Source organism: Shinella sp. GW821-FHT11G07, from assembly GCF_058808115.1.
The window spans coordinates 21,550-41,038 of the sequence record NZ_JBXARJ010000005.1 but is presented as its reverse complement, the minus strand read 5'-3'; the positions used below and the strand labels follow the sequence as shown (position 1 = coordinate 41,038).

Below are 19,489 nucleotides of genomic sequence, written 5' to 3'. Positions count from 1 at the left end.
CGTTTTCCGCCTCAGTGGCGCCAGAGCATAGTCTGCGCAGTCAACTTTTGCTCCGACTATGGCCGACTTATGGCGCATTCCTGCGCCGCGCGTGTTGCGAGTCCCGGTTTCGTATGCTAGACGAACCGCGAAATTCAGAAAAAGCGGGCGCAAGAGCCCGTGGGGACTGAAGATTACCGCAACGATTTCAGTGCGTTAGGACTGTGGCACCGCTACCGCCCTCCGCTCTGGATGATAAGAAGAGAAGCTTGTGCCCGTGGCAGACACATCCCAGCTCGTTTCCGGTGTTGCAGAAAGATACGCGTCTTCGCTTTTCGACCTCGCGCAGGAAGCCGGCTCGGCTGACAGTGTCGGTGCAGATCTCGCCCGTTTCCAGGCGTTGATCGATGGAAGCGAAGACCTCAAGCGGCTGATTCTCAGCCCTGTCTTCTCCGCCGAAGATCAGACCAAGGCCATTGCCGCCGTTGCCGCCAAGGCTGGCATCACGGGTCTCGTCGCAAACTTCCTCAAGGTGGTTGCGTCAAATCGCCGCCTCTTTGCTATCCCGGGCATGATCAAGGCATACCGCGTCATCGCGGCCCGCGCCCGCGGCGAAATCACGGCCGAAGTCACTTCGGCCCACGCGCTGACCGCAGCGCAGGAAACAGAATTGAAGGCGGCGCTCAAGGGCGTCACCGGCAAAGACGTGGCGATCGCCGTCACCGTCGACCCGTCCATTCTCGGTGGTCTGATCGTCAAGGTGGGATCGCGCCAGATCGACACGTCCCTTCGCACCAAACTCTCTACTCTTAAGCTTGCACTGAAAGAGGTCGGCTGATGGATATCCGCGCCGCGGAAATTTCCGCAATTCTCAAAGATCAGATCAAAAATTTCGGCAAAGAGGCGGAAGTCTCGGAAGTCGGCCAGGTGCTCTCCGTCGGTGACGGTATTGCCCGCGTTTACGGCCTCGACAACGTCCAGGCCGGCGAAATGGTGGAATTCCCCGGTGGCATCCGTGGCATGGCGCTGAACCTCGAAAGCGACAACGTCGGTGTCGTTATTTTCGGTTCGGACCGTGACATCAAGGAAGGCGACACCGTCAAGCGGACGGGCGCCATCGTGGACGTACCGGTTGGTCCGGAACTGCTCGGCCGCGTCGTCGACGCGCTCGGCAACCCGATCGACGGCAAGGGCCCGATCAATGCCAAGCAGCGCTCGCGCGTTGACGTCAAGGCTCCGGGCATCATCCCGCGCAAGTCGGTGCATGAGCCGATGTCGACCGGCCTCAAGGCCATCGACGCCCTCATCCCGGTCGGCCGCGGCCAGCGCGAGCTGGTCATCGGCGACCGCCAGACCGGCAAGACCGCGATCATCCTCGACGCGATCCTGAACCAGAAGGCGATCCACGACAACGGCCCGGACGGCGAGAAGCTGTACTGCGTCTACGTCGCTATCGGCCAGAAGCGTTCGACCGTCGCCCAGTTCGTGAAGGTTCTCGAAGAGCGTGGCGCTCTGCAGTACTCGATCATCGTTGCTGCAACCGCCTCCGATCCGGCGCCGATGCAGTATCTCGCACCGTTCGCCGGTTGCGCGATGGGCGAATACTTCCGTGACAACGGCAAGCACGCCCTCATCGGTTACGACGACCTTTCCAAGCAGGCCGTTTCCTACCGCCAGATGTCGCTGCTGCTGCGCCGCCCGCCGGGCCGCGAAGCCTATCCCGGCGACGTTTTCTACCTGCACTCGCGTCTCCTCGAGCGCGCTGCAAAGCTCAACGACGACATGGGCGCTGGTTCGCTGACGGCTCTGCCGGTCATCGAAACCCAGGGTAACGACGTTTCGGCGTTCATCCCGACCAACGTGATCTCGATCACCGACGGCCAGATCTTCCTTGAAACGGACCTGTTCTACCAGGGTATCCGCCCGGCCGTTAACGTCGGTCTGTCGGTTTCCCGCGTGGGTTCGTCCGCTCAGATCAAGGCGATGAAGCAGGTTGCCGGCTCGATCAAGGGCGAACTCGCCCAGTATCGTGAAATGGCAGCCTTCGCCCAGTTCGGCTCGGACCTCGACGCCGCAACGCAGCGCCTGCTGAACCGCGGTGCACGCCTGACCGAACTCCTGAAGCAGCCGCAGTTCTCGCCGCTGAAGACGGAAGAGCAGGTCGTGGTGATCTTCGCTGGCGTCAACGGCTACCTCGACAAGATCGCAGTCAACCAGGTCGGCAAGTTCGAGCAGGGTGTGCTCGGTTACTTCCGCTCCGAGGGCAAGGCGATCCTCGATGCGATCCGCACCGACAAGGCGATCAGCGACGACACCAAGGGCAAGCTCAAGGCCGCCCTCGATGCCTTCGCCAAGACCTTCGGCTGAAGCTGACGGTTCCAGCCCTGCGCGCTGATCTGGCGCGCAGGTGTCCCGAACTTAGGATTTGACGCATGATCTACCCAGATCATGTCACAGGACGGAAAACGGATGCCTTCACTTAAGGATCTGAAAAACCGGATCGCCTCCGTCAAGGCGACGCAGAAGATTACCAAGGCGATGAAAATGGTCGCCGCGGCAAAGCTTCGGCGTGCCCAGGAAGCGGCCGAGGCCGCCCGGCCCTATTCGCAGCGCATGAGCGTCGTGCTCGCCAACATTGCCCAGGCCGTCGGCCAGGACGATTCGGCACCGCGCCTGATGACCGGCACGGGCAAGGACCAGGTTCACCTGCTCGTCGTCTGCACGGCGGAACGCGGCCTGTGCGGCGGTTTCAACTCGCAGATTGCGCGTCTGGCGCGTGACCACACCCGCAAGCTTCTGGCGAGCGGCAAGACGGTCAAGATCATCTGCGTCGGCAAGAAGGGTTTCGATATCCTGCGCCGCGAATTCGCTTCGCTGATCATCGACCGTGTCGACCTGCGTGAAGTCAAGCGCGTCGGCTTCGAGAACGCTGACCAGATCGGCCGCAAGGTCATCGGTCTGTTCGAGAAGAACGAGTTCGACGTCTGCACGCTGTTCTATTCCGAGTTCAAGTCGGTCATCTCGCAGATCCCGACCGCGCTCCAGCTCATTCCGGCCTCCGCTCCGGCGGTTGTTGCCGAGACGACCGGCGCGACGGCGATCTACGACTACGAGCCGGATGCTGCCGCGATCCTCGGGGATCTCATCCCGCGCAACATTTCCGTCCAGATCTTCCGGGCCCTGCTCGAGAACGTCGCCGGCGAAATGGGTGCCAAGATGAGCGCCATGGACAACGCGACCCGCAATGCTGGTGAAATGATCAACAAGCTGACGCTTTCCTACAACCGTCAGCGCCAGGCTCAGATCACCAAGGAACTCATCGAAATCATCTCGGGCGCTGAAGCGCTCTAAGGACCAGGACAAAGAGGGTAAGAGATATGGCTAAGGCAGCTACCCCGAAGGACACCGCAGCGGCGAAGAAGCCGGCTGCGACCAAGACGGCAGCAGCAGCGGCGGCTCCGGCCGCAGCAGCAGCAACCAAGGCTCCGGCCGCGAAGGCAACGGCAGCCAAGGCACCGGCTGCAAAGACCGCTGTCGCCAAGGCCGTCACGAAGGCTGCCGCTCCGGCCGCACTCGTCGCAACCGGCCGCGTGACGCAGGTTATCGGCGCCGTCGTCGACGTCGCCTTTGACGGCGACCTGCCGAAGATCCTCAACGCGCTGGAAACCGACAACAACGGCAACCGCCTTGTTCTCGAAGTTGCCCAGCACCTCGGTGAAAACACCGTGCGCACCATCGCCATGGACTCGACCGAAGGTCTCGTCCGCGGCCAGCCGGTCGCCGACACGGGTGCCCCGATCACCGTTCCGGTCGGCCCGGAAACGCTCGGCCGCATCATGAACGTCATCGGCGAGCCGGTCGACGAAGCTGGCCCGCTGGTCACTTCCGGCAAGCGTTCGATCCACCAGGAAGCACCGTCCTACGTCGAGCAGTCGACGGAAGCGCAGATCCTCGTCACCGGCATCAAGGTCGTCGACCTGCTCGCACCTTACGCAAAGGGCGGCAAGATCGGCCTGTTCGGCGGCGCAGGCGTCGGCAAGACCGTTCTCATCATGGAACTGATCAACAACGTCGCCAAGGCGCACGGTGGTTACTCGGTGTTTGCTGGCGTGGGTGAACGCACCCGCGAAGGCAACGACCTTTACCACGAAATGATCGAATCCGGCGTGAACAAGCACGGCGGCGGCGAAGGCTCCAAGGCTGCCCTCGTTTACGGCCAGATGAACGAACCGCCGGGCGCACGCGCACGCGTCGCTCTGACGGGTCTGACGATCGCTGAAGACTTCCGCGACAAGGGCCAGGACGTTCTGTTCTTCGTCGACAACATCTTCCGCTTCACGCAGGCTGGTTCCGAAGTGTCGGCTCTGCTCGGCCGTATCCCGTCGGCCGTGGGCTATCAGCCGACGCTCGCCACGGACATGGGCCAGATGCAGGAACGCATCACCACCACGACCAAGGGCTCGATCACCTCGGTTCAGGCCATCTACGTTCCCGCCGACGACTTGACCGACCCGGCGCCGGCAACCTCGTTCGCCCACCTTGACGCAACGACGGTTCTGTCCCGTTCGATCGCCGAAAAGGGCATCTACCCGGCCGTGGACCCGCTCGACTCGACCTCGCGCATGCTCGACCCGATGGTTGTCGGCGAAGAGCACTACGAAGTCGCCCGTAAGGTCCAGACGACCCTGCAGCGCTACAAGTCGCTTCAGGACATCATCGCGATCCTGGGCATGGACGAACTGTCGGAAGACGACAAGATCGCCGTTGCCCGCGCCCGCAAGATCGAGCGCTTCCTGTCCCAGCCGTTCTTCGTCGCCGAAGTCTTCACCGGTTCGCCGGGCAAGCTCGTCGCTCTCGAAGACACGATCAAGGGCTTCAAGGGCCTCGTCAACGGCGAGTACGACCACCTGCCGGAAGCCGCCTTCTACATGGTTGGTTCCATGGAAGAAGCCGTCGAAAAGGCCAAGAAGCTGGCTGCTGAAGCCGCTTGATGAACTTTGGGCGCCCTGAACCGGGCGCCCTATTTCCCGGCCGAATGAAATCAGAAGAAGTGAATGGTCATGGCTGACAGTTTCAACTTTGAACTCGTTTCTCCCGAGCGCCTGCTGGTTTCCGGCAGCGTCAGCTCCGTCGTCATTCCGGCGACCGAGGGCGAGATGACCGTCATGGCCAACCATGCGCCGACCATGACGACGATCAAGCCGGGTGTCGTCACCGTGACGTTCGCGGATGGCAAGAAGGACCGCTACGTGGTCTTCGGCGGTTTTGCCGATATCATCCCGACCGGCTGCACGCTGCTGGCCGAATCGGCCGTGCATGTCGATGACATCAAGAGCGAAGACATCACCCGCCGCATCGAGGCCGCCCGCAAGGAACTCGAACATGCTGCCTCTGACGAGCACAAGTTCGGTGTCGAGACGTACCTTGCCGAGCTGACCACGCTGAACGGCATCGTAATGCCGGTCTGATCCCCATAGGGTGATCGCTTGAAACAGAAGCCCGCCTTGGCGGGCTTTTTTGTTGTCCGTCAAATGCGCGGGCCTTGCAGAAGGTCCTCTTTACCTTAACGTCAAGAAGGCACTTTTGCGGGCAAGGTGTCGGCCATGCAATTTGCTGTTTCTTTACGGGGCAGGTGGAGAGTGGCGTCACATATGCCATGCCCGCCATGACGGTGGGCCAAGCATCAGGACGAGGAATGATGACCAGCAAGATCGTACCCGTGATCATGGCCGGCGGTAAGGGCACCCGCCTGTGGCCGCTCTCCCGCGCGTCTGCGCCAAAACAGTTCCTCGAGTTTCTCGGGGAGGCGACGCTGTTCCAGAAGACGCTGGCGCGAGTCGCGGACGCGGGCCTTTATGCGCCGCCGATCGTCGTCACCAACAATGATTTCCGCTTTCTCGTCGCCGAGCAGGCGCGTGCCGCCGGCATCGCGCTGACCTCGATCCTGCTGGAGCCCGTCGCGCGCAACACCGCGCCGGCGCTTGCCGTCGCGGCGACTGTCATCGCGCGCCAGTTTGGCGAGCAGGCCGTCATGCAGGTGCTGGCATCGGACCACGAGATCGATGCGAACGACGTCTATTTCGCCTGCATCGCCAAGGCGCAGGCCGCGGCTGAGGCCGGCCGTCTCGTCACCTTTGGCATCACGCCGAACGAACCGGCTACCGGCTACGGCTATATCGAGATCGGAGAGGACCTCGGAAACGGGGCGAACGCGGTGCGGCGCTTCGTCGAGAAGCCGGATCGCGACCGCGCGACGGCCATGCTGGCGGCGGGCGGCTACTTGTGGAACTCCGGCATGTTCATGCTGCCGGTCGGCCTGTTCCTGCGCGAGCTTCGGCAATATGCGCCCGAGGTGCTGGATGCGGCGAGCGAAGCCGTTGCCAAGGCCAAACATGATCTCGATTTCGAGCGGTTGGACGAAGAGGCCTTTGCCCGGGCGCCCGATATTTCCGTCGATTATGCGATCTTCGAGAAGACGCCGATCGCTGCCGTCGTGCCCTCGCCGATCACCTGGTCCGATCTCGGCAGCTGGGATTCGGTGTGGAAGACCGGCAAGCAGGATGAGGCCGGCAACGTCGCGGATGGCAGCACGACGGTACTCGACACGCGCAATTCGCTGGTCATCTCGCGCGACATCCATGTCGCGGTGCAGGGGCTCGACAATATCGCGGTCATCGCCAGCGAAGACGCGGTCTATGTCGGCCGCATGGAAGACAGCCAGAATGTCGGCAAGCTGGTCAAGCACCTGGCGGCCCTGCCGAAGACGGCGAAGCTGACCGAAACCCACCCGACATCCTATCGTCCCTGGGGTGGCTATACCTCCGTGCTGAACGGCGAGCGCTTCCAGGTGAAGCGCCTGTTCGTGACGCCGGGCAAGCGGCTCTCGCTGCAGAAGCACCATCATCGTTCCGAACATTGGATCGTGGTGCGCGGCACGGCCGAAGTGACGATCGGCGACAAGACGATCCCGCTGCGCGAAAACGAATCCGTCTATATTCCGCAGGGCGAATTGCACCGCCTGGCAAATCCCGGAAAGATCCTGCTGGAGCTGATCGAAGTCCAGACGGGGTCCTATCTCGGCGAAGACGATATCATCCGCATCGAGGATGAGTTCGGCCGCGGGTAAATCGGGTAGGCGGCAAGGCTAAAGCAGCCTTGCCCCGTCAGGGGTCGCCTTCAGCGCCGTCAGTCGTCCCGTCTTGTAGCAGCCCGTATCGATGCAGATCCGGCGGGTGCCGAAAACTGCCTCCGTCCCGGCCGTATGGCCGTGGATCACGTTGATCGGCAGAAGCGGCCCTTCGCTCAGAAACGGCTCGCGAATCCACAGCAGGTCGCGATCCGTCTGGTCTTCGATCGCAATGCCCGGGCGGATGCCGGCGTGCACGAAGAGGCAGGTTCCGATCGTCGCCATGACAGGCAGGTTTTCGAGAAGGGTGACGTGTTCGTTCGGGATCGTCGCGCGCAGCATCGGCCCGATATCCGCCAGCTCCTCGGGCCGCCGCAGATGCGCGAATTCTCCGAGGCCGTAGGACCATAAGGTCGCATCGCCTCCGACATTCATCCAGGCCGCATTGTTCGCCGGGTCATGAATGAAGCGCAGGAACGTATCGTCGTGATTGCCGCAGAGCGCGATGCGCTCGATGCCGTCGCCGTGGTCCTGCCGGGCGATATGGCTGAGCACTGCCTTCGAATCCGGCCCGCGATCGATATAGTCTCCGAGATAGATCAGCAGCGGGTCCTGCACGCCGCTTTGCCGGACATCCGCCAGGATGCGTGCTTCCAGTGCGAGCAGCGCATCGAGGCAGCCGTGGATGTCGCCGATGGCGTAGATCGTCGACCGGCGCCGGTCGATTTCGATGCGGCGTCTTGGCGGGGCGTCATGGGTGGTGGTTTCTGTATTGCGAAACATGCGGGGGAGAAGGTTTTTCATATGGGCAGACCATAGGCGGAAGCGATTGCGCTGTGAACTGGCAAGGGGCGTTGCAGCACTCAGCGCCGCTCCTGTGGCGGGCAGCGCCCGTTTGCGCGGCATTCCGTGTCGATCCAGATCCCGGTTTTTGCGGCCATCGCCCGTTGCTGGACCGCAGCCAGGCGTGGCGTCGCAGCCCAGGCTGCTCCCTTGGCAATGAGACTTTCCGCCAGGTCCGCGTCACCGACACGGCACGAGACGAAGACGGCATGGCCAGCGCGAAAATGTTCACGGCAGGCCAGTGTGCGGTTGGTGATCAGGCGCTTCAAAAAAAGCCGTGCCTGCTGGCCGCAGGCGGCGATGTGCCTGTCATCGCCACGGCAAAGCCGCTTCGGGTTGACCGCCACGGCATCCGCCAGCACGTAGAGGCGCCCACCCTCCTGAAACGAGCTGCTGTCGAAGACGGTGACGCGCGTCGTCGGTTTCAGGGTCAGCGGCGGGATTTTCCGTTCGACTTTTACCCGCTCATAGCCTTGCGCCTTGCGGTCGATGCGAACGGGCTTGTCGGTCCAGATCGGATCGTCGGAAATCGCACCCGATTGCAGGCCCGCGGCCAGCGCTGCCGTCCATGACAGGAGAAGCGAGGTTGCCATTGCCCATGCAATCGCCCGCCCGTTCGGTTTCGTCCTCGTCGCCGCTTTCATGCCTGCTCCGGTTTGAATGGGAGGAGTGTGGTTGGGAATGTCTGCCATCAAGGGAGGACTACAGCGTATCGGGCAGCGGCATCCAGCGGCCGCGATCGAAATAGTCCGGCAGGTAGGAGCCGCGGTTTCGCGTACGGTCCGGCGTGATGACGAAGTTGTAGCGTGGCGTCTCGCTGAACTCCTTCTTGAGCTGGATCCGGTTGCCGAAGCGGATGATGTCGAATTCCTTGAGGGCGCGGATATCGGCAAAAATCTCCGGCGCTTCTTCCCAGCGCACCTCCTCGAGAAAGACTTCGAGGGCGGCGATGACGGCGCCCGTCACCAGGCCTTGCGTTGCGGGGTTTTCGATGTTGAGCTTGATGCGGAAGGAGGAAACGCGTGTCTCAGCATTGCCCTTGATGGCAAGGAAGGCGGACGAGGGTGCGTTTGCGCCATCCTGCGCGTGCGGGAATTCGCGGTAGGATTGGCAATCCCAGCTTTCCTTGTCGAAAATCCCGACCTTCCAGCCGGGATTGGGAAAACCGCTGCGCTCCAGGGCTTCGCAGAGGGCCTGCGGTGCCTTGCGGATCGTGCGCACGAATTGCGTCTGGCTGGGGGTGACGGGGGTGAGCAGGCGTTCCGAAATGAGACCCTTCGGGCGCGGCATGCGATTGCCCTTCAGCTCATAGGGCCGAAGCGCTCGCTCGCGCGGGGTCGTGTCGATGGGATCGAAGCCGAAGCGGGAAAGCAGCAGGTTGAGATTGCGGTAGTTGTTGGCGAGAAGCACGGTGGCGCCGATCGCGCCCAGCAGCACTACGGCGAAGAGCCCGAAGACAAGCAAGCCGGATATGCCCTGTTTTCTCCGCTCCGTCATGCCGAACCGCGCCGTTGCCTGTGGCGATGGAGCTGATGCCGGTCATTGTGCAACAGGCAGGGCAAGGCCCCTGGATCAGCCGATCTCACGCTCCTGATAGGCTACAAGCAGGGTGCCGGCAAGCGCCAGTGGCCAGGCGACGCAAAGCAGCAGGCCGAGCACGCGGTCGAGATCCCACCGGCCGCCCTTTTCCGCGCCTTCGCGCAGGCTGCAGTCGATGAACAGCAGCGCGATCAGCGTGTAGAAGGCCATGAGCAAGGCGCTAAGTGTCATCGTCCCACGATCTTTCGTTGCAGGAGGGCGGCGTGTAAGCCACCCCCATGGTCCTCGACGGACCACACGATCACCGAGGCCTCCCCACGGCCTCGCTTCTCTCCTGAATGCCCCAAAGTGTGACACTGTTTACCATCGTTGCCAATAGAAACATGATGTCGGTAAGCATGTTTGGATGGTTCTGCTACAGCCCGTTTCGCGCGGCCAGCAGGCTGGCGTGCAGTTTCAGCACTTCCGGCGGCGGGGTGCGAAATTTCGGCAGGCCGAGATGATAACCGTAGCCGGTGACGAGGCTTGTCGTGCCCAGTTGCACGAGGGAGCCTTCGGCAAGCTTTGCGGCAATAAGACCGAGGCTGCCGAGCGCCACGCCATCGCCGCTGAGGGCTGCGTCGATGGCAAGCGCATAGGTCGAAAAGGTGAGGTGCGGGCGGGGAAACGGCATCCGGCGGTAGGCTTCGGGTGCCACGCGCTCCAGCCACGGGCGGAAGGAGATCCAGTTGGCGTTGAAGCGCTCGTAGTCGATCAGATCGAGGCCTGCGAGATCGGCGGGCTTGACCGTGGCGGCCTCCAGTCCCTTGCGGGCGATGTAGCCCGGTGCGGCCACCGGCGCCAGTTCCTCGGCCAGCAGCGGGGTCAGGTCCCAGCGGGGATGTTCCCCCGCGGAGTAGAGGATCACGAGGTCGTTGTTTTCCGAGGCGAGATCGGCGGGGCTGTCCGATGTGACGAGGCGGAGGGAGACGTCCGGGTTGTCGCGGGCGAAATTGCGCAGGCGCTGGCCGAGCCAGAGATGGGAGACCGAGCCGCTGGCGGCAAGCGATATGCTTTGCCCGGCGCCGGTGCGGAAGGGTTCGAGGCTTTCCTCCAGATAGTCGAGCGAGGCGCGCACGCGCTGGAACAATTTTTCGCCACGCGGTGTCAGCGTCAGGTTCTTGCCGCTGCGGGCGAAGAGCTGGGTGCCGAGATGGTCTTCCAGCCCCTTGATGCGGCGGCTGACCGCGGCTTGCGTGATGTTCAGCTCGCGGCCGGCACGGGAAAAGTTCATGTGGCGGCAGGCGGCGTCGAAGACGCGAAAGGCTTCAAGGGGGATATGGGCGAGTAAACTGGCTTTCATGATATGAAGTTATCAAAAAGCCCGAAAAATCCAAGGATTTGAAAATCTGAAATCGTGATGCACGGTTCGGCAAATCAATTCGGGGTGTTCTCGTGAAGTTCGCAACGTCTTTCGTGCCTGATATCCGTTTTGGTGACGGGGTCCATGACACCATCGCCGCGTCTGCCCGCGCGATGGGGGCCGAAAAGGTCCTCGTCGTCATCGATGGTTTTCTTGCGGGGAATGGCCTTGGCGGGCGTCTCGCTACCCAGTTTGCAGCGGAAGGTCTGAGCGCGGACTTGTTTTCCGACTTTGCGGGCGAACCGAAACTGGCCCATGTCAGGGCGGCGACGGATGCCGCGCGCGGCAAGGATCTCGTCGTCGGCATCGGCGGTGGCTCGGCGCTTGATATCGCGAAGATTGCGGCTTGTGCTGCGGCGGCGGATGCAGATCCGATGCACTACGCGCTGGCCGCCAATCCGCTTCCCAACAGGCCGCTGAAGAAGATCATGGTGCCGACCACGGCGGGCACGGGCTCCGAGACCTCGGCGACGACGATCTTTGCCGGGCCGGAGGGAAAGAAACTCTGGATCTGGGGGCCGGAGGCCAAGGCCGATCTGGTGCTGCTCGATCCGGCGCTGACGGTGACGCTGCCGGCCAGCCTCACCGCCTGGTGTGGGCTCGATGCCTTCGTGCACGCCTTCGAGGCGGCGACCAACCGCAATGCCCATGCGGGTGCAACGCTCTATGCCCATGCCGCTTTGCGCCTTCTCACCGAGGCTTTGGAGAAGGCGGTGAAGAGCCCGGCGGATATCGAGGCGCGCGGCAAGGTGCTGCTCGGCTCGTGTTATGCGGGCGTGGCGATCGACAATTGCGGCACCGCGGTCGCCCACAATATCAGCCATGCGCTTGCCGGCCTCGCGCCCGTGCACCACGGGTTGGCCACGGCGCTCGGCTTCGAGGCGACGCTTGCCTGGCTCGTGGAGGCTGATACCGCGGATCTTGCCGCCGCCGCGCTTGCCTGCGGCCTGTCCGATGCGGCAATGCTGCCCGGTTTCGTCGGAGACCTGATGGATCGCTGCGGCATTGTCCGCGCGTTGCCGAAAGCCTTTGCCGCCTTCACCGCCGATGATCTCGCCCGCGAGATGCGCGCAGCGGAGAACCAGCCGATGCGCCGCTCGACGATCCGCGGCATTGCCGACGCCGATATCGATACGATGGCCGCCGCGATGATGGCCCTGCCCAAGACGCTCTGAGGACCTGACATGACCGAACAGTTCAGCCGTGCCTATTGGGAAGACCGCCTTGCCGGGCTCTCGTTCGACCGCGGACATTTCATCGACGGCAAGGTGCAGCCTGCCACGTCCGGCCGGACCTTCGTGCGCACGCGCCCGATGGATGGCCAGCCGGGTGCGGTGCTGGCGCAGGGAGATGCGGCGGATGTCGACCTGGCCGTCGCCTCGGCGCGCAACGCCTTTGCAAGCGCCGTATGGCGCGGCAAGGAGCCGCTGGAAAAGAAGAAGATCATGCTGGCCTGGGCGGAGCTGATCCGTACCCATGGCGAGGAACTGGCGCTTTTGGAAACGCTCGATGTCGGCAAGCCGGTGCAGGCGTCGCTCGGCGTTGACGTGCGGCTCTGCGCCGATGGCATCCAGTATTACGGCGAGATGATCGACAAGCTCTATGACGAGATCGCGCCGACGGGGCCGAAGGCCCGGGCGCTGGTGCGCAAGGTGCCGATCGGTGTCGTCGCGGCGATCACGCCGTGGAACTATCCGATGATCATCGACGCGTGGAAGCTCGGGCCGGCGATCGCGGCCGGCAATTCCGTCGTGCTGAAGCCGGCCGAACAGTCCTCGCTCTCGGCGTTGAGGCTGGCGGAACTGGCGATCGAGGCGGGCCTTCCCGCCGGCGTCTTCAATGTCGTCACCGGCTTCGGCGAAGAGGTCGGCAAGCCGCTTGCGCTGCACATGGATGTCGACATGGTCGCCTTTACCGGTTCGACGGAGGTCGGCAAGCTGATCATGGGGTATGCGGCGCAATCGAACCTCAAGCGCGTGGCGCTGGAGCTTGGCGGCAAGTCGCCGCTCGTCGTGTTCGAGGATGCCGATCTGGATGCGGCGGCGAGTGCGGCCGCCTGGGGTTGCTTCTACAATTCCGGCGAGACCTGCCACGCCGCCACCCGCCTCGTCGTGCAGCGCTCGGTGCAGGATGCACTGATCGGGAAGATCGAGGCGGTGGTGAAGCGCGAGATTGCGCTTGCACATCCCTTCGAGCCCTCGGCGCAGATCGGTGCGCTGATCGAGGCGGAGCACATGGACAAGGTGCTCGGGCTGATCGCCATTGGCGAGAAGGATGGTGGTCGCCGTGCTTTCGGGGCGGAACGGGTGCTGTCGGAAACTGGAGGCTATTATGTCTCGCCGGGCGTCATTACCGATGTGACGAACGACATGCGCATCGCACGCCAGGAGATTTTCGGACCCGTGCTGGCGGCCATTGCCTTCGACACGGAGGAGGAGGCGCTGGCGATCGCCAACGACACGATCTATGGGTTGGCCGGCGCGGTCTTCACCCGCGACATGGACCGGGCGCACCGCTTTTCCGAGGCGATCCATGCCGGCACGGTGTGGATCAACACCTACGACATGTCGAACTTCGCGACACCCTTCGGCGGCTTCAAGCAATCCGGCTTCGGCCGCGACCGTTCGGTGCATGCGATCGACAAATACTGCGACTACAAGACGATCTGGCAGCAGTTCGGCTGAGCTTTTTGTTTTTTCGCAGTTCCCACGGAAAACCGTTTCACACTTTTCCTGGAACTGCTCTTGAAGGGGGAAGGCATGAGCAAGATCGTTTCCATCGGGATCAGCCACCACCGGCTGCCGCTCGATCCGCCGTTCAAGGCCAGCTGGGATGGCCGGCCGCGTCGGCATTTCGACGCGACGATCGTGCGCGTGACGGATGACGAGGGCCGCGAGGGCATCGGCTCCGGCGACCTGATGAAGGGGTTCGAGGGGCACGACGACCTGTTCATCGGCCAGGACCCACGCCATCTCGAACGGCACTACGAGGTGGTGTCGCATATCAACTTCCACTATGGCCGCTGCTGGCCGCTGGATCTCGCGCTCTGGGACCTTGCCGGCAAGGTGACGGGCGAGCCAGTCTGGCGCATGCTTGGCGGCCGGGCTGATCGCGTTCGGCTCTATGCCTCCTCCGGCGTGCTGCGCGAGCCCTCCGCCATGGCGGACCAGGCGGAGCGCTATATCGAAGAGGGTTTTCCGGCGATGAAGGTGCGCTTCTCGTCGTCTGCCGGCGGCCGCAATGGCTGGCGCGACGACGTCAAGGCGCTGGAGGCGATCCGGGCGCGCGTCGGCGATCGGCTGGAGCTGATGGTCGACTGTAACCAGGGCTGGCGCATGCCCTGGGACACGACGCTACCCTGGACCTTCAAGGATGCGCTCGTCGTTGCGCGCGAACTGGAACGGCTCGGCATCTACTGGATGGAGGAGCCGCTGCACCGCTCCGACCGCAAGGGCATGAAGGCGCTGAAGGAGGCGACGGATATCCGCATCGCCGGCGGCGAGATGACGCGCGAGCTCTACGAATTCCGCGACATCATCGAGGAACGCGCCTTCGACGTCATCCAGCCGGACGTGGCGCTGGTCGGCGGCATTACCGGTTGTCGGCGGCTCGCCTTCCAGGCGCGCGAGGCGGGGGTCACCTTCACGCCGCACTCCTGGACGAACGGCATCGGCGTGCTGGCCAACGCGCATCTGACGGCGGGGGCGGGGGACGCGCCCTTCCTCGAATATCCCTATGACGCGCCGGAATGGAGCGAGGCGCGCCGCGACTATCCACTCGCCACGCCGCTGCGCCATGAGAATGGCTGGCTGCTGCTTGGCGAGGCGCCCGGCCTCGGCATCGTGCTCGATGAAGAGCGGCTCAAGGCAACGCGGCTCGGCTGAGACGCTTCGCCCTCTTGACATCCGCCCCGTGGAGGCCGACTTCACGGGGATACGGACGCGAAGGAGACGAGCCATGAGCGAGGCAGCCCGCACGACGATCGACCAGGCGGAAGTCGACCGCTTTTCGGCGATGGCCGCTGAGTGGTGGGACCCGGCCGGCAAGTTCCGTCCGCTGCACAAGTTCAATCCCGTCCGCCTCACTTATATCCGCGATCTCGTCGCAGCCCAGTTCGGCCGCGACCCGAAGGCGCATCGCCCGCTCGAGGGGCTCCGCATCCTCGACATCGGCTGCGGTGGCGGCCTGCTCTCGGAGCCGATGGCGCGCATGGGGGCGGATGTGGTCGGCGCAGACGCGTCGGAAAAGAATATCGGTATTGCCAAGGCGCATGCGGCCGGCAGCGGCGTTCCGGTCGATTACCGGGCGGTGACGGCCGAGGCGCTGGCGGAAGCCGGCGAGACCTTTGACGTCGTGCTCAATATGGAGGTGGTCGAGCACGTCTCCGACGTCGAGTTCTTCCTCACCACCTGCGCTTCCATGGTGCGTCCCGGCGGCATGACGTTCGTCGCCACGATCAACCGCACCATGAAGGCGGCCGCACTTGCGATTTTTGCCGCGGAGAATGTGCTGCGCTGGCTGCCACGCGGCACGCATCAATATGAAAAGCTGGTGCGTCCGGAAGAGATCGAGAAGCCGCTTACGGCTTCGGGCCTGACGGTAACGGACCGGACCGGCGTGTTCTTCAATCCGCTGCTCAATCAGTGGAACCTGTCGAAGGACATGGACGTCAACTACATGATGGTCGCCCGCCGCGCCTCCGTGTAGTCAGGGTTTCAGTGTCTTCGCAACGGCGAGCAGGTCTTCCTGTCCGGCCGCATTGTGTTCGGCCTTTGCCTTCACACGGTTGCGGTCGATGGCGACGGGATGGCCATCCGGACAGAAGGCGACCTTGAAGGTGAAGGCGCGCGGCGTCGGGCCGTTGTCGTGCAGGTGCTCCAGTCGCTCCGCACCGTCGGCCCACACGGGCCGCAAACCGTCCGGCACCCACCACAGGACGAGCGAAGGCCAGGCCTGCTTCTGGTTCCAGTTGCGGGCATGTTTCAGCGCGTCGGCGTGCACGCCGTTATAGGTGAAGGCCATCAGCGCCTCGAGGTCGGCCCAAAGCGACAGCGAGGAGGGGGCGTCCTCGAAGCCGCTGCCCTTGATGAAGCGGGGATAGACCTTCTCGCCCCAGCTTTCCGGTCCCGGCACGTCGTCATAGCCCGAGCGGCCGACATAGCCGTCTGCCCGGCTTGCCGCCTCGAAGTTCAAGGGTTCGCGCAGGCGAAATCCTTCGACGCGCGGGCTTTCGTAGTCATCGACATGGAGGCCGAAATTGTAGGCGGCGAGGTGATGGCCGCGCATCAGTTCGTATCGTCAGGCAGGACGGGGAGAGGGGCGACTTCGACGCCTTCTTCCAAGAGGTCGCGCACCTCTTCGGCGGAGGCGCGGCCGATCAGGCCCCGCTGCTCGGTTTCGCCATAGTGGATCTTGCGGGCCTCCTCGGGGAAGCGCTCGCCGACATCCTCGGAATTGGCGCGGATGGAGGTGACGACCTCCCGGAGCTTCGCCATCATTTCCTTCTGGCCGGCCTGCACGACGAGTTCCTGGCGGCGCTCCTTCTTGCGGGCGGTCGAGACGGACGGAGCCATCAGGCGCTTGGCGACGTGGGCGGAACCGCAGGACGGGCAGGAGACAAGCGCCATCGTCTGCTGGCGGTCGAAATCGCCCGCCGAGCCGAACCACCCTTCGAAGGCGTGCCCGTTGTCACAGGAAAGCTCGTAGCGGATCAAGCGGCAACGCCTCCCTTCGCGGGCTCGCCCGCCACCTCGAGGGTGAAGGCGCGTCCATTGCGCAGGTTGGGGATCTTGTCATGCGCGGCCTTGACGGCGGCAGGATCGACCTCAGCGAGCACGATGGCTTCGCCGGTGCCGCCGGCCGAGGCAAGGACGCGGCCCCAGGGGTCGATGATCATCGAATGGCCGAAAGTCTCGCGGCCGTCCTCGTGCACGCCTGCCTGGGCTGCGGCGATGATATAGACGCCGTTCTCGATGGCGCGGGCGCGCAGCAGCGTTTCCCAGTGCGCTTCACCCGTTTGGCGGGTGAAGGCGGCGGGCACTGAGATGATCTCGGCGCCGGCCTGAGCCTGCGTCTTGAACAGTTCCGGGAAGCGCACGTCGTAGCAGATGGCGAAGCCGAGCTTGGCGAAGGGCAGGTCGGCCATGCGGGCAACGGCACCCGGCGAATAGACCGCGCTCTCGCGCCAGCTCTCGCCATTGTCGAGATCGACGTCGAACATGTGGATCTTGTCGTAGCTGCAGACCTTCTCGCCATCCGGGCCGAACAGGAAGCCACGGTTGGCGACCTTGCCGTCGGAAAGCGCGATGGCCGTCGAGCCGACATGCACATGGATGCCGAGTTCCCTGGCGAGTTCCGCAGCGGCCGCGACCACGAGGTCGTCGGCCTCCGAGCGGAGGATGGCTTTAAGCCCGGCGCGATCCCGCTGGAGGGCGCCGGTCATCTCCGGCGTCTGGACATAGACAGCGCCCTTGCCGGCCGCCTCGCGCACGAGGCGCCGCATCGTTTCCACGTTGCGGACGGGATCGGTCCCGGAGCACATCTGGACGGCGGCGATCGTGACGGTCATGGATTGTCTCCCTACGCCGCCAGCAGCGCGTCGAGTTCGCCGGCGCGTTCCAGCGCATGCAGGTCGTCGCAGCCGCCGACATGGCGGTCCTTGATGAAGATCTGCGGAAAGGTTGTGCGGCCGTTGGCGCGCTTGATCATTTCCTGGCGCACCTCCGGTGCATAGGTTGCGTCATGCTCCTCGAAGGCCACGCCCTTGGTCTCGAGAAGTTTCTTGGCGGCGCTGCAATAGCCGCAGAACTGACGCGTATAGATGACGACCGAAGCCATAGTTTGCTGCTCCAAAGCTTGGAAAACCTTGTCTTTCATATAGGTCCGGGAAGCGCCCTTGCAAAGGTCAAAACGGTGACGTCGGCAACGCCGGCGTGTTTCAGGATACGGGTGACAGCCGCGACGGTGGCGCCGGTCGTGTAGACATCGTCGACGAGCACGACGCGGCGGCCGAACAGTTTCTCGCGGCCTTCCGGCGTGATGGCGAAGGCGCCGCGCACATTTTCCTCGCGGGCGCGGGGGCCGAGGCCGATCTGGCGGCGGGTGCGTTTCACGCGGCGCACGGCGTCGATGAGCACCGGTTTGCCGGAGAGCTGTGCGAGAGCACGTGCGAGTTCGGCGGCCTGGTTAAACTTGCGCCAGAGCAGGCGGAAGCGGTGCAGGGGAACGGGCACGATGAGATCGGCTGTCTGCACGCTGCCGTCGCCGGCGCGCAGCATCCATTGCGCCATCATCGGCGCCAGGTCGGTTCGGTCGCGGTACTTCAGCGAATGCACCAGCACGCGGGCGAGGTCGTCATAGAGCGCGACGGAGCGCAGCCTGTCGAAGGGCGGCGGATTGGCGATGGCATCGGCGCTGAGGATGCCGGGGCCGAGATCGTGCGAGAAGGGTGTACCGAGCATCTCGCAATAGGGGCGTTCGATGAAAGCGAGCTTCGCCCAGCAGTGCGGGCAGAGGCTGGCGCTGCTGCCGAGCAGCACGCCGCACCCGGCGCAGGGCGGCGGATAGACGAGGTCGAGGGCGGCACCTGCAAGACCGCGCAACCGGCGGGCGACGACCAGCCGGAGCGGGATTGCCGGCACTGCCTCGGCCTCGATTTCGCCCATGCGGTTGACAATAGTCTCTCCCAATGGCCAAAGCGATGGGATTCCGAACTGGATTTTGACGATGGAAACGCTCTTCGACCACGCCCTGATCGACATGCACCGGCTGCGGGCCCTCAAAGACGGGCCGGCGGATTTTCTGCTCGACGTGGTGGCGCGGGAACTGGCCGAGCGCCTCAGCGTCATCGACCGACGCTTCGAGCGGGCGGTGGAACTGCATGGCCATACCGGTGCCGTTGCGCGGGCGATTGCCGAAACGGGCAAGGTGGATACCATCGAGCGGATCGAGAGCGACCAGCGCTTTGCCACGCCCGGTGCCGAGTTTACCGTCTCGCCGCTGGAAACGGTGCCGTTGGCGCCGCAATCGGCAAACCTCATCGTGTCGCCGCTCGCTTTGCATCTCACCAATGACACGCCGGGGGTCTTCGTGCAGATCCGCCGGGCGTTGAAGCCGGACGGGCTGTTTCTCGCGGTGATCCCGGGCAATGGCACGTTGCAGGAGCTCCGCGAGGTTCTGCTTGCGGCGGAAAGCGAGATGACCGGTGGGGCGAGCCCAAGGGTGGTGCCTTTCCCGGACGTGCGCGACATCGGTGCGCTGCTCCAGCGCGGCGGCTTCGCCCTGCCGGTGACCGACAAGGAGACCTATACGGTCCGCTACGATTCGCTCTTTCCGCTGATGAAGGACCTGCGCGCCATGGGCATGGCCAATCCGCTTGCCGGGCGCAGCCGCAGGCCTTTGGCACGCGGCGTGCTGCTAAGGGCGGCGGAGCTTTATGCGCAACGCTTTTCCGATCCCGACGGGCGCATCCGGGCGACCTTTTCGGTCATCTATGTCTCAGGCTGGGCGCCACATGAAAGCCAGCAGAAACCGCTGAAACCCGGCTCGGCGACGATGCGTCTGGCCGATGCGCTCAAGCAGACCGGGCAGGAATAACCGCG

21 protein-coding genes are annotated in these 19,489 nt (G+C 64.0%); 11 read left to right on the top strand and 10 right to left on the bottom strand.

The genetic code is table 11. From position 1 onward, the window contains the following. Positions 1-250: 250 nt before the first annotated feature. The 6 genes from AC1RT2_RS11255 to AC1RT2_RS11230 all read left to right on the top strand — a co-directional run bounded on the left by AC1RT2_RS11255 (position 251) and on the right by AC1RT2_RS11230 (position 7,105). A complete protein-coding gene (locus AC1RT2_RS11255) occupies positions 251-817 on the top strand; it encodes a F0F1 ATP synthase subunit delta (protein ID WP_069060779.1) in 567 nt (188 codons plus the stop codon). Further along, the gene (gene atpA / locus AC1RT2_RS11250) at positions 817-2,346 is read left to right on the top strand and encodes a F0F1 ATP synthase subunit alpha (protein ID WP_069060780.1); all 1,530 of its coding nucleotides are present in this window, start codon (positions 817-819) and stop codon (positions 2,344-2,346) included. Before AC1RT2_RS11255 ends, atpA begins: the two co-directional genes overlap by 1 nt. A gap of 102 nt (positions 2,347-2,448) precedes the next feature. Then, the gene (locus AC1RT2_RS11245; protein ID WP_069060781.1) at positions 2,449-3,330 is read left to right on the top strand and encodes a F0F1 ATP synthase subunit gamma; all 882 of its coding nucleotides are present in this window, start codon (positions 2,449-2,451) and stop codon (positions 3,328-3,330) included. Positions 3,331-3,356: 26 nt separating this feature from the next. Further along, positions 3,357-4,970 carry a F0F1 ATP synthase subunit beta gene (gene atpD / locus AC1RT2_RS11240; protein ID WP_493101898.1) on the top strand — a complete coding sequence of 538 codons (1,614 nt, stop codon included), beginning with the start codon at positions 3,357-3,359 and terminating at the stop codon, positions 4,968-4,970. Positions 4,971-5,039: 69 nt separating this feature from the next. Next, entirely contained in the window at positions 5,040-5,447 is a 408-nt protein-coding gene (locus AC1RT2_RS11235) for a F0F1 ATP synthase subunit epsilon (protein ID WP_069061598.1), read from the top strand. Between the two features lie 230 nt (positions 5,448-5,677). Further along, complete coding sequence (locus AC1RT2_RS11230; RefSeq protein ID WP_493102352.1) at positions 5,678-7,105, top strand: mannose-1-phosphate guanylyltransferase/mannose-6-phosphate isomerase; 1,428 nt, start codon at positions 5,678-5,680, stop codon at positions 7,103-7,105. A gap of 18 nt (positions 7,106-7,123) precedes the next feature. On the opposite strand, the gene AC1RT2_RS11225 is transcribed toward AC1RT2_RS11230, so the two are convergent. The 5 genes from AC1RT2_RS11225 to AC1RT2_RS11205 form a co-directional block, all read right to left on the bottom strand. Next, entirely contained in the window at positions 7,124-7,888 is a 765-nt protein-coding gene (locus AC1RT2_RS11225; protein ID WP_493101896.1) for a metallophosphoesterase family protein, read from the bottom strand. An 80-nt stretch (positions 7,889-7,968) separates the two neighbouring features. Then, complete coding sequence (locus AC1RT2_RS11220) at positions 7,969-8,592, bottom strand: thermonuclease family protein (protein WP_493101894.1); 624 nt, start codon at positions 8,590-8,592, stop codon at positions 7,969-7,971. A gap of 58 nt (positions 8,593-8,650) precedes the next feature. Continuing rightward, positions 8,651-9,445 carry a DUF6030 family protein gene (locus tag AC1RT2_RS11215; protein ID WP_493101892.1) on the bottom strand — a complete coding sequence of 265 codons (795 nt, stop codon included), beginning with the start codon at positions 9,443-9,445 and terminating at the stop codon, positions 8,651-8,653. 75 nt (positions 9,446-9,520) lie between these two features. Beyond that, positions 9,521-9,718, bottom strand: a complete 198-nt coding sequence (locus tag AC1RT2_RS11210; RefSeq protein WP_444799460.1) for a hypothetical protein — start codon at positions 9,716-9,718, stop codon at positions 9,521-9,523. A gap of 184 nt (positions 9,719-9,902) precedes the next feature. Further along, positions 9,903-10,829, bottom strand: coding sequence for a LysR substrate-binding domain-containing protein (locus tag AC1RT2_RS11205; protein ID WP_493101890.1), 927 nt, complete (start codon positions 10,827-10,829; stop codon positions 9,903-9,905). Positions 10,830-10,921: 92 nt separating this feature from the next. Here AC1RT2_RS11205 and AC1RT2_RS11200 point away from each other — a divergent pair, with 92 nt between their 5' ends. The 4 genes from AC1RT2_RS11200 to ubiG all read left to right on the top strand — a co-directional run bounded on the left by AC1RT2_RS11200 (position 10,922) and on the right by ubiG (position 15,596). After that, the gene (locus AC1RT2_RS11200; protein WP_493101888.1) at positions 10,922-12,064 is read left to right on the top strand and encodes an iron-containing alcohol dehydrogenase; all 1,143 of its coding nucleotides are present in this window, start codon (positions 10,922-10,924) and stop codon (positions 12,062-12,064) included. A gap of 9 nt (positions 12,065-12,073) precedes the next feature. Continuing rightward, complete coding sequence (locus AC1RT2_RS11195) at positions 12,074-13,573, top strand: aldehyde dehydrogenase (protein WP_493101886.1); 1,500 nt, start codon at positions 12,074-12,076, stop codon at positions 13,571-13,573. Positions 13,574-13,648: 75 nt separating this feature from the next. Then, positions 13,649-14,773, top strand: coding sequence for a mandelate racemase/muconate lactonizing enzyme family protein (locus AC1RT2_RS11190; RefSeq protein ID WP_493101884.1), 1,125 nt, complete (start codon positions 13,649-13,651; stop codon positions 14,771-14,773). A gap of 73 nt (positions 14,774-14,846) precedes the next feature. Beyond that, positions 14,847-15,596 carry a bifunctional 2-polyprenyl-6-hydroxyphenol methylase/3-demethylubiquinol 3-O-methyltransferase UbiG gene (gene ubiG, locus AC1RT2_RS11185; protein ID WP_493101882.1) on the top strand — a complete coding sequence of 250 codons (750 nt, stop codon included), beginning with the start codon at positions 14,847-14,849 and terminating at the stop codon, positions 15,594-15,596. Here ubiG and AC1RT2_RS11180 read toward each other — a convergent pair whose 3' ends face one another. From AC1RT2_RS11180 to AC1RT2_RS11160, 5 genes are read right to left on the bottom strand one after another with little or no spacing between them, the layout of a single operon-like run. Further along, positions 15,597-16,175 (bottom strand): DUF3291 domain-containing protein, encoded by a 579-nt coding sequence (locus AC1RT2_RS11180; RefSeq protein WP_493101880.1) that lies wholly within the window; start codon positions 16,173-16,175, stop codon positions 15,597-15,599. It abuts the gene before it with no gap. After that, positions 16,175-16,603 (bottom strand): DUF1178 family protein, encoded by a 429-nt coding sequence (locus AC1RT2_RS11175; protein WP_069060790.1) that lies wholly within the window; start codon positions 16,601-16,603, stop codon positions 16,175-16,177. Before AC1RT2_RS11175 ends, AC1RT2_RS11180 begins: the two co-directional genes overlap by 1 nt. Then, positions 16,600-17,457, bottom strand: a complete 858-nt coding sequence (locus AC1RT2_RS11170; protein ID WP_493101878.1) for a carbon-nitrogen hydrolase family protein — start codon at positions 17,455-17,457, stop codon at positions 16,600-16,602. Before AC1RT2_RS11170 ends, AC1RT2_RS11175 begins: the two co-directional genes overlap by 4 nt. 11 nt (positions 17,458-17,468) lie before the next feature. After that, positions 17,469-17,726: a glutaredoxin 3 gene (grxC, locus tag AC1RT2_RS11165; RefSeq protein ID WP_069060792.1), complete on the bottom strand. Its 258-nt coding sequence runs from the start codon at positions 17,724-17,726 to the stop codon at positions 17,469-17,471. Positions 17,727-17,761: 35 nt separating this feature from the next. Continuing rightward, the gene (locus tag AC1RT2_RS11160) at positions 17,762-18,553 is read right to left on the bottom strand and encodes a ComF family protein (protein ID WP_493101876.1); all 792 of its coding nucleotides are present in this window, start codon (positions 18,551-18,553) and stop codon (positions 17,762-17,764) included. Between the two features lie 61 nt (positions 18,554-18,614). Here AC1RT2_RS11160 and AC1RT2_RS11155 point away from each other — a divergent pair, with 61 nt between their 5' ends. Next, positions 18,615-19,484 (top strand): methyltransferase domain-containing protein, encoded by an 870-nt coding sequence (locus AC1RT2_RS11155; RefSeq protein WP_493101874.1) that lies wholly within the window; start codon positions 18,615-18,617, stop codon positions 19,482-19,484. The last annotated feature ends 5 nt before the right edge of the window (positions 19,485-19,489 follow it).

Excerpts from the sequence above, each read along its gene's own strand:
- atpA (WP_069060780.1), top strand. The coding sequence starts at position 817 with ATGGATATCCGCGCCGCGGAAATTTCCGCAATTCTCAAAGATCAGATC.
- AC1RT2_RS11245 (WP_069060781.1), top strand. The coding sequence starts at position 2,449 with ATGCCTTCACTTAAGGATCTGAAAAACCGGATCGCCTCCGTCAAGGCG.
- atpD (WP_493101898.1), top strand. The coding sequence starts at position 3,357 with ATGGCTAAGGCAGCTACCCCGAAGGACACCGCAGCGGCGAAGAAGCCG.
- AC1RT2_RS11235 (WP_069061598.1), top strand. The coding sequence starts at position 5,040 with ATGGCTGACAGTTTCAACTTTGAACTCGTTTCTCCCGAGCGCCTGCTG.
- AC1RT2_RS11230 (WP_493102352.1), top strand. The coding sequence starts at position 5,678 with ATGACCAGCAAGATCGTACCCGTGATCATGGCCGGCGGTAAGGGCACC.
- AC1RT2_RS11225 (WP_493101896.1), bottom strand. The coding sequence starts at position 7,888 with ATGTTTCGCAATACAGAAACCACCACCCATGACGCCCCGCCAAGACGC.
- AC1RT2_RS11220 (WP_493101894.1), bottom strand. The coding sequence starts at position 8,592 with ATGAAAGCGGCGACGAGGACGAAACCGAACGGGCGGGCGATTGCATGG.
- AC1RT2_RS11215 (WP_493101892.1), bottom strand. The coding sequence starts at position 9,445 with ATGACGGAGCGGAGAAAACAGGGCATATCCGGCTTGCTTGTCTTCGGG.
- AC1RT2_RS11210 (WP_444799460.1), bottom strand. The coding sequence starts at position 9,718 with ATGACACTTAGCGCCTTGCTCATGGCCTTCTACACGCTGATCGCGCTG.
- AC1RT2_RS11205 (WP_493101890.1), bottom strand. The coding sequence starts at position 10,829 with ATGAAAGCCAGTTTACTCGCCCATATCCCCCTTGAAGCCTTTCGCGTC.
- AC1RT2_RS11195 (WP_493101886.1), top strand. The coding sequence starts at position 12,074 with ATGACCGAACAGTTCAGCCGTGCCTATTGGGAAGACCGCCTTGCCGGG.
- AC1RT2_RS11190 (WP_493101884.1), top strand. The coding sequence starts at position 13,649 with ATGAGCAAGATCGTTTCCATCGGGATCAGCCACCACCGGCTGCCGCTC.
- ubiG (WP_493101882.1), top strand. The coding sequence starts at position 14,847 with ATGAGCGAGGCAGCCCGCACGACGATCGACCAGGCGGAAGTCGACCGC.
- AC1RT2_RS11180 (WP_493101880.1), bottom strand. The coding sequence starts at position 16,175 with ATGCGCGGCCATCACCTCGCCGCCTACAATTTCGGCCTCCATGTCGAT.
- AC1RT2_RS11170 (WP_493101878.1), bottom strand. The coding sequence starts at position 17,457 with ATGACCGTCACGATCGCCGCCGTCCAGATGTGCTCCGGGACCGATCCC.
- grxC (WP_069060792.1), bottom strand. The coding sequence starts at position 17,726 with ATGGCTTCGGTCGTCATCTATACGCGTCAGTTCTGCGGCTATTGCAGC.
- AC1RT2_RS11160 (WP_493101876.1), bottom strand. The coding sequence starts at position 18,553 with ATGGGCGAAATCGAGGCCGAGGCAGTGCCGGCAATCCCGCTCCGGCTG.
- AC1RT2_RS11155 (WP_493101874.1), top strand. The coding sequence starts at position 18,615 with ATGGAAACGCTCTTCGACCACGCCCTGATCGACATGCACCGGCTGCGG.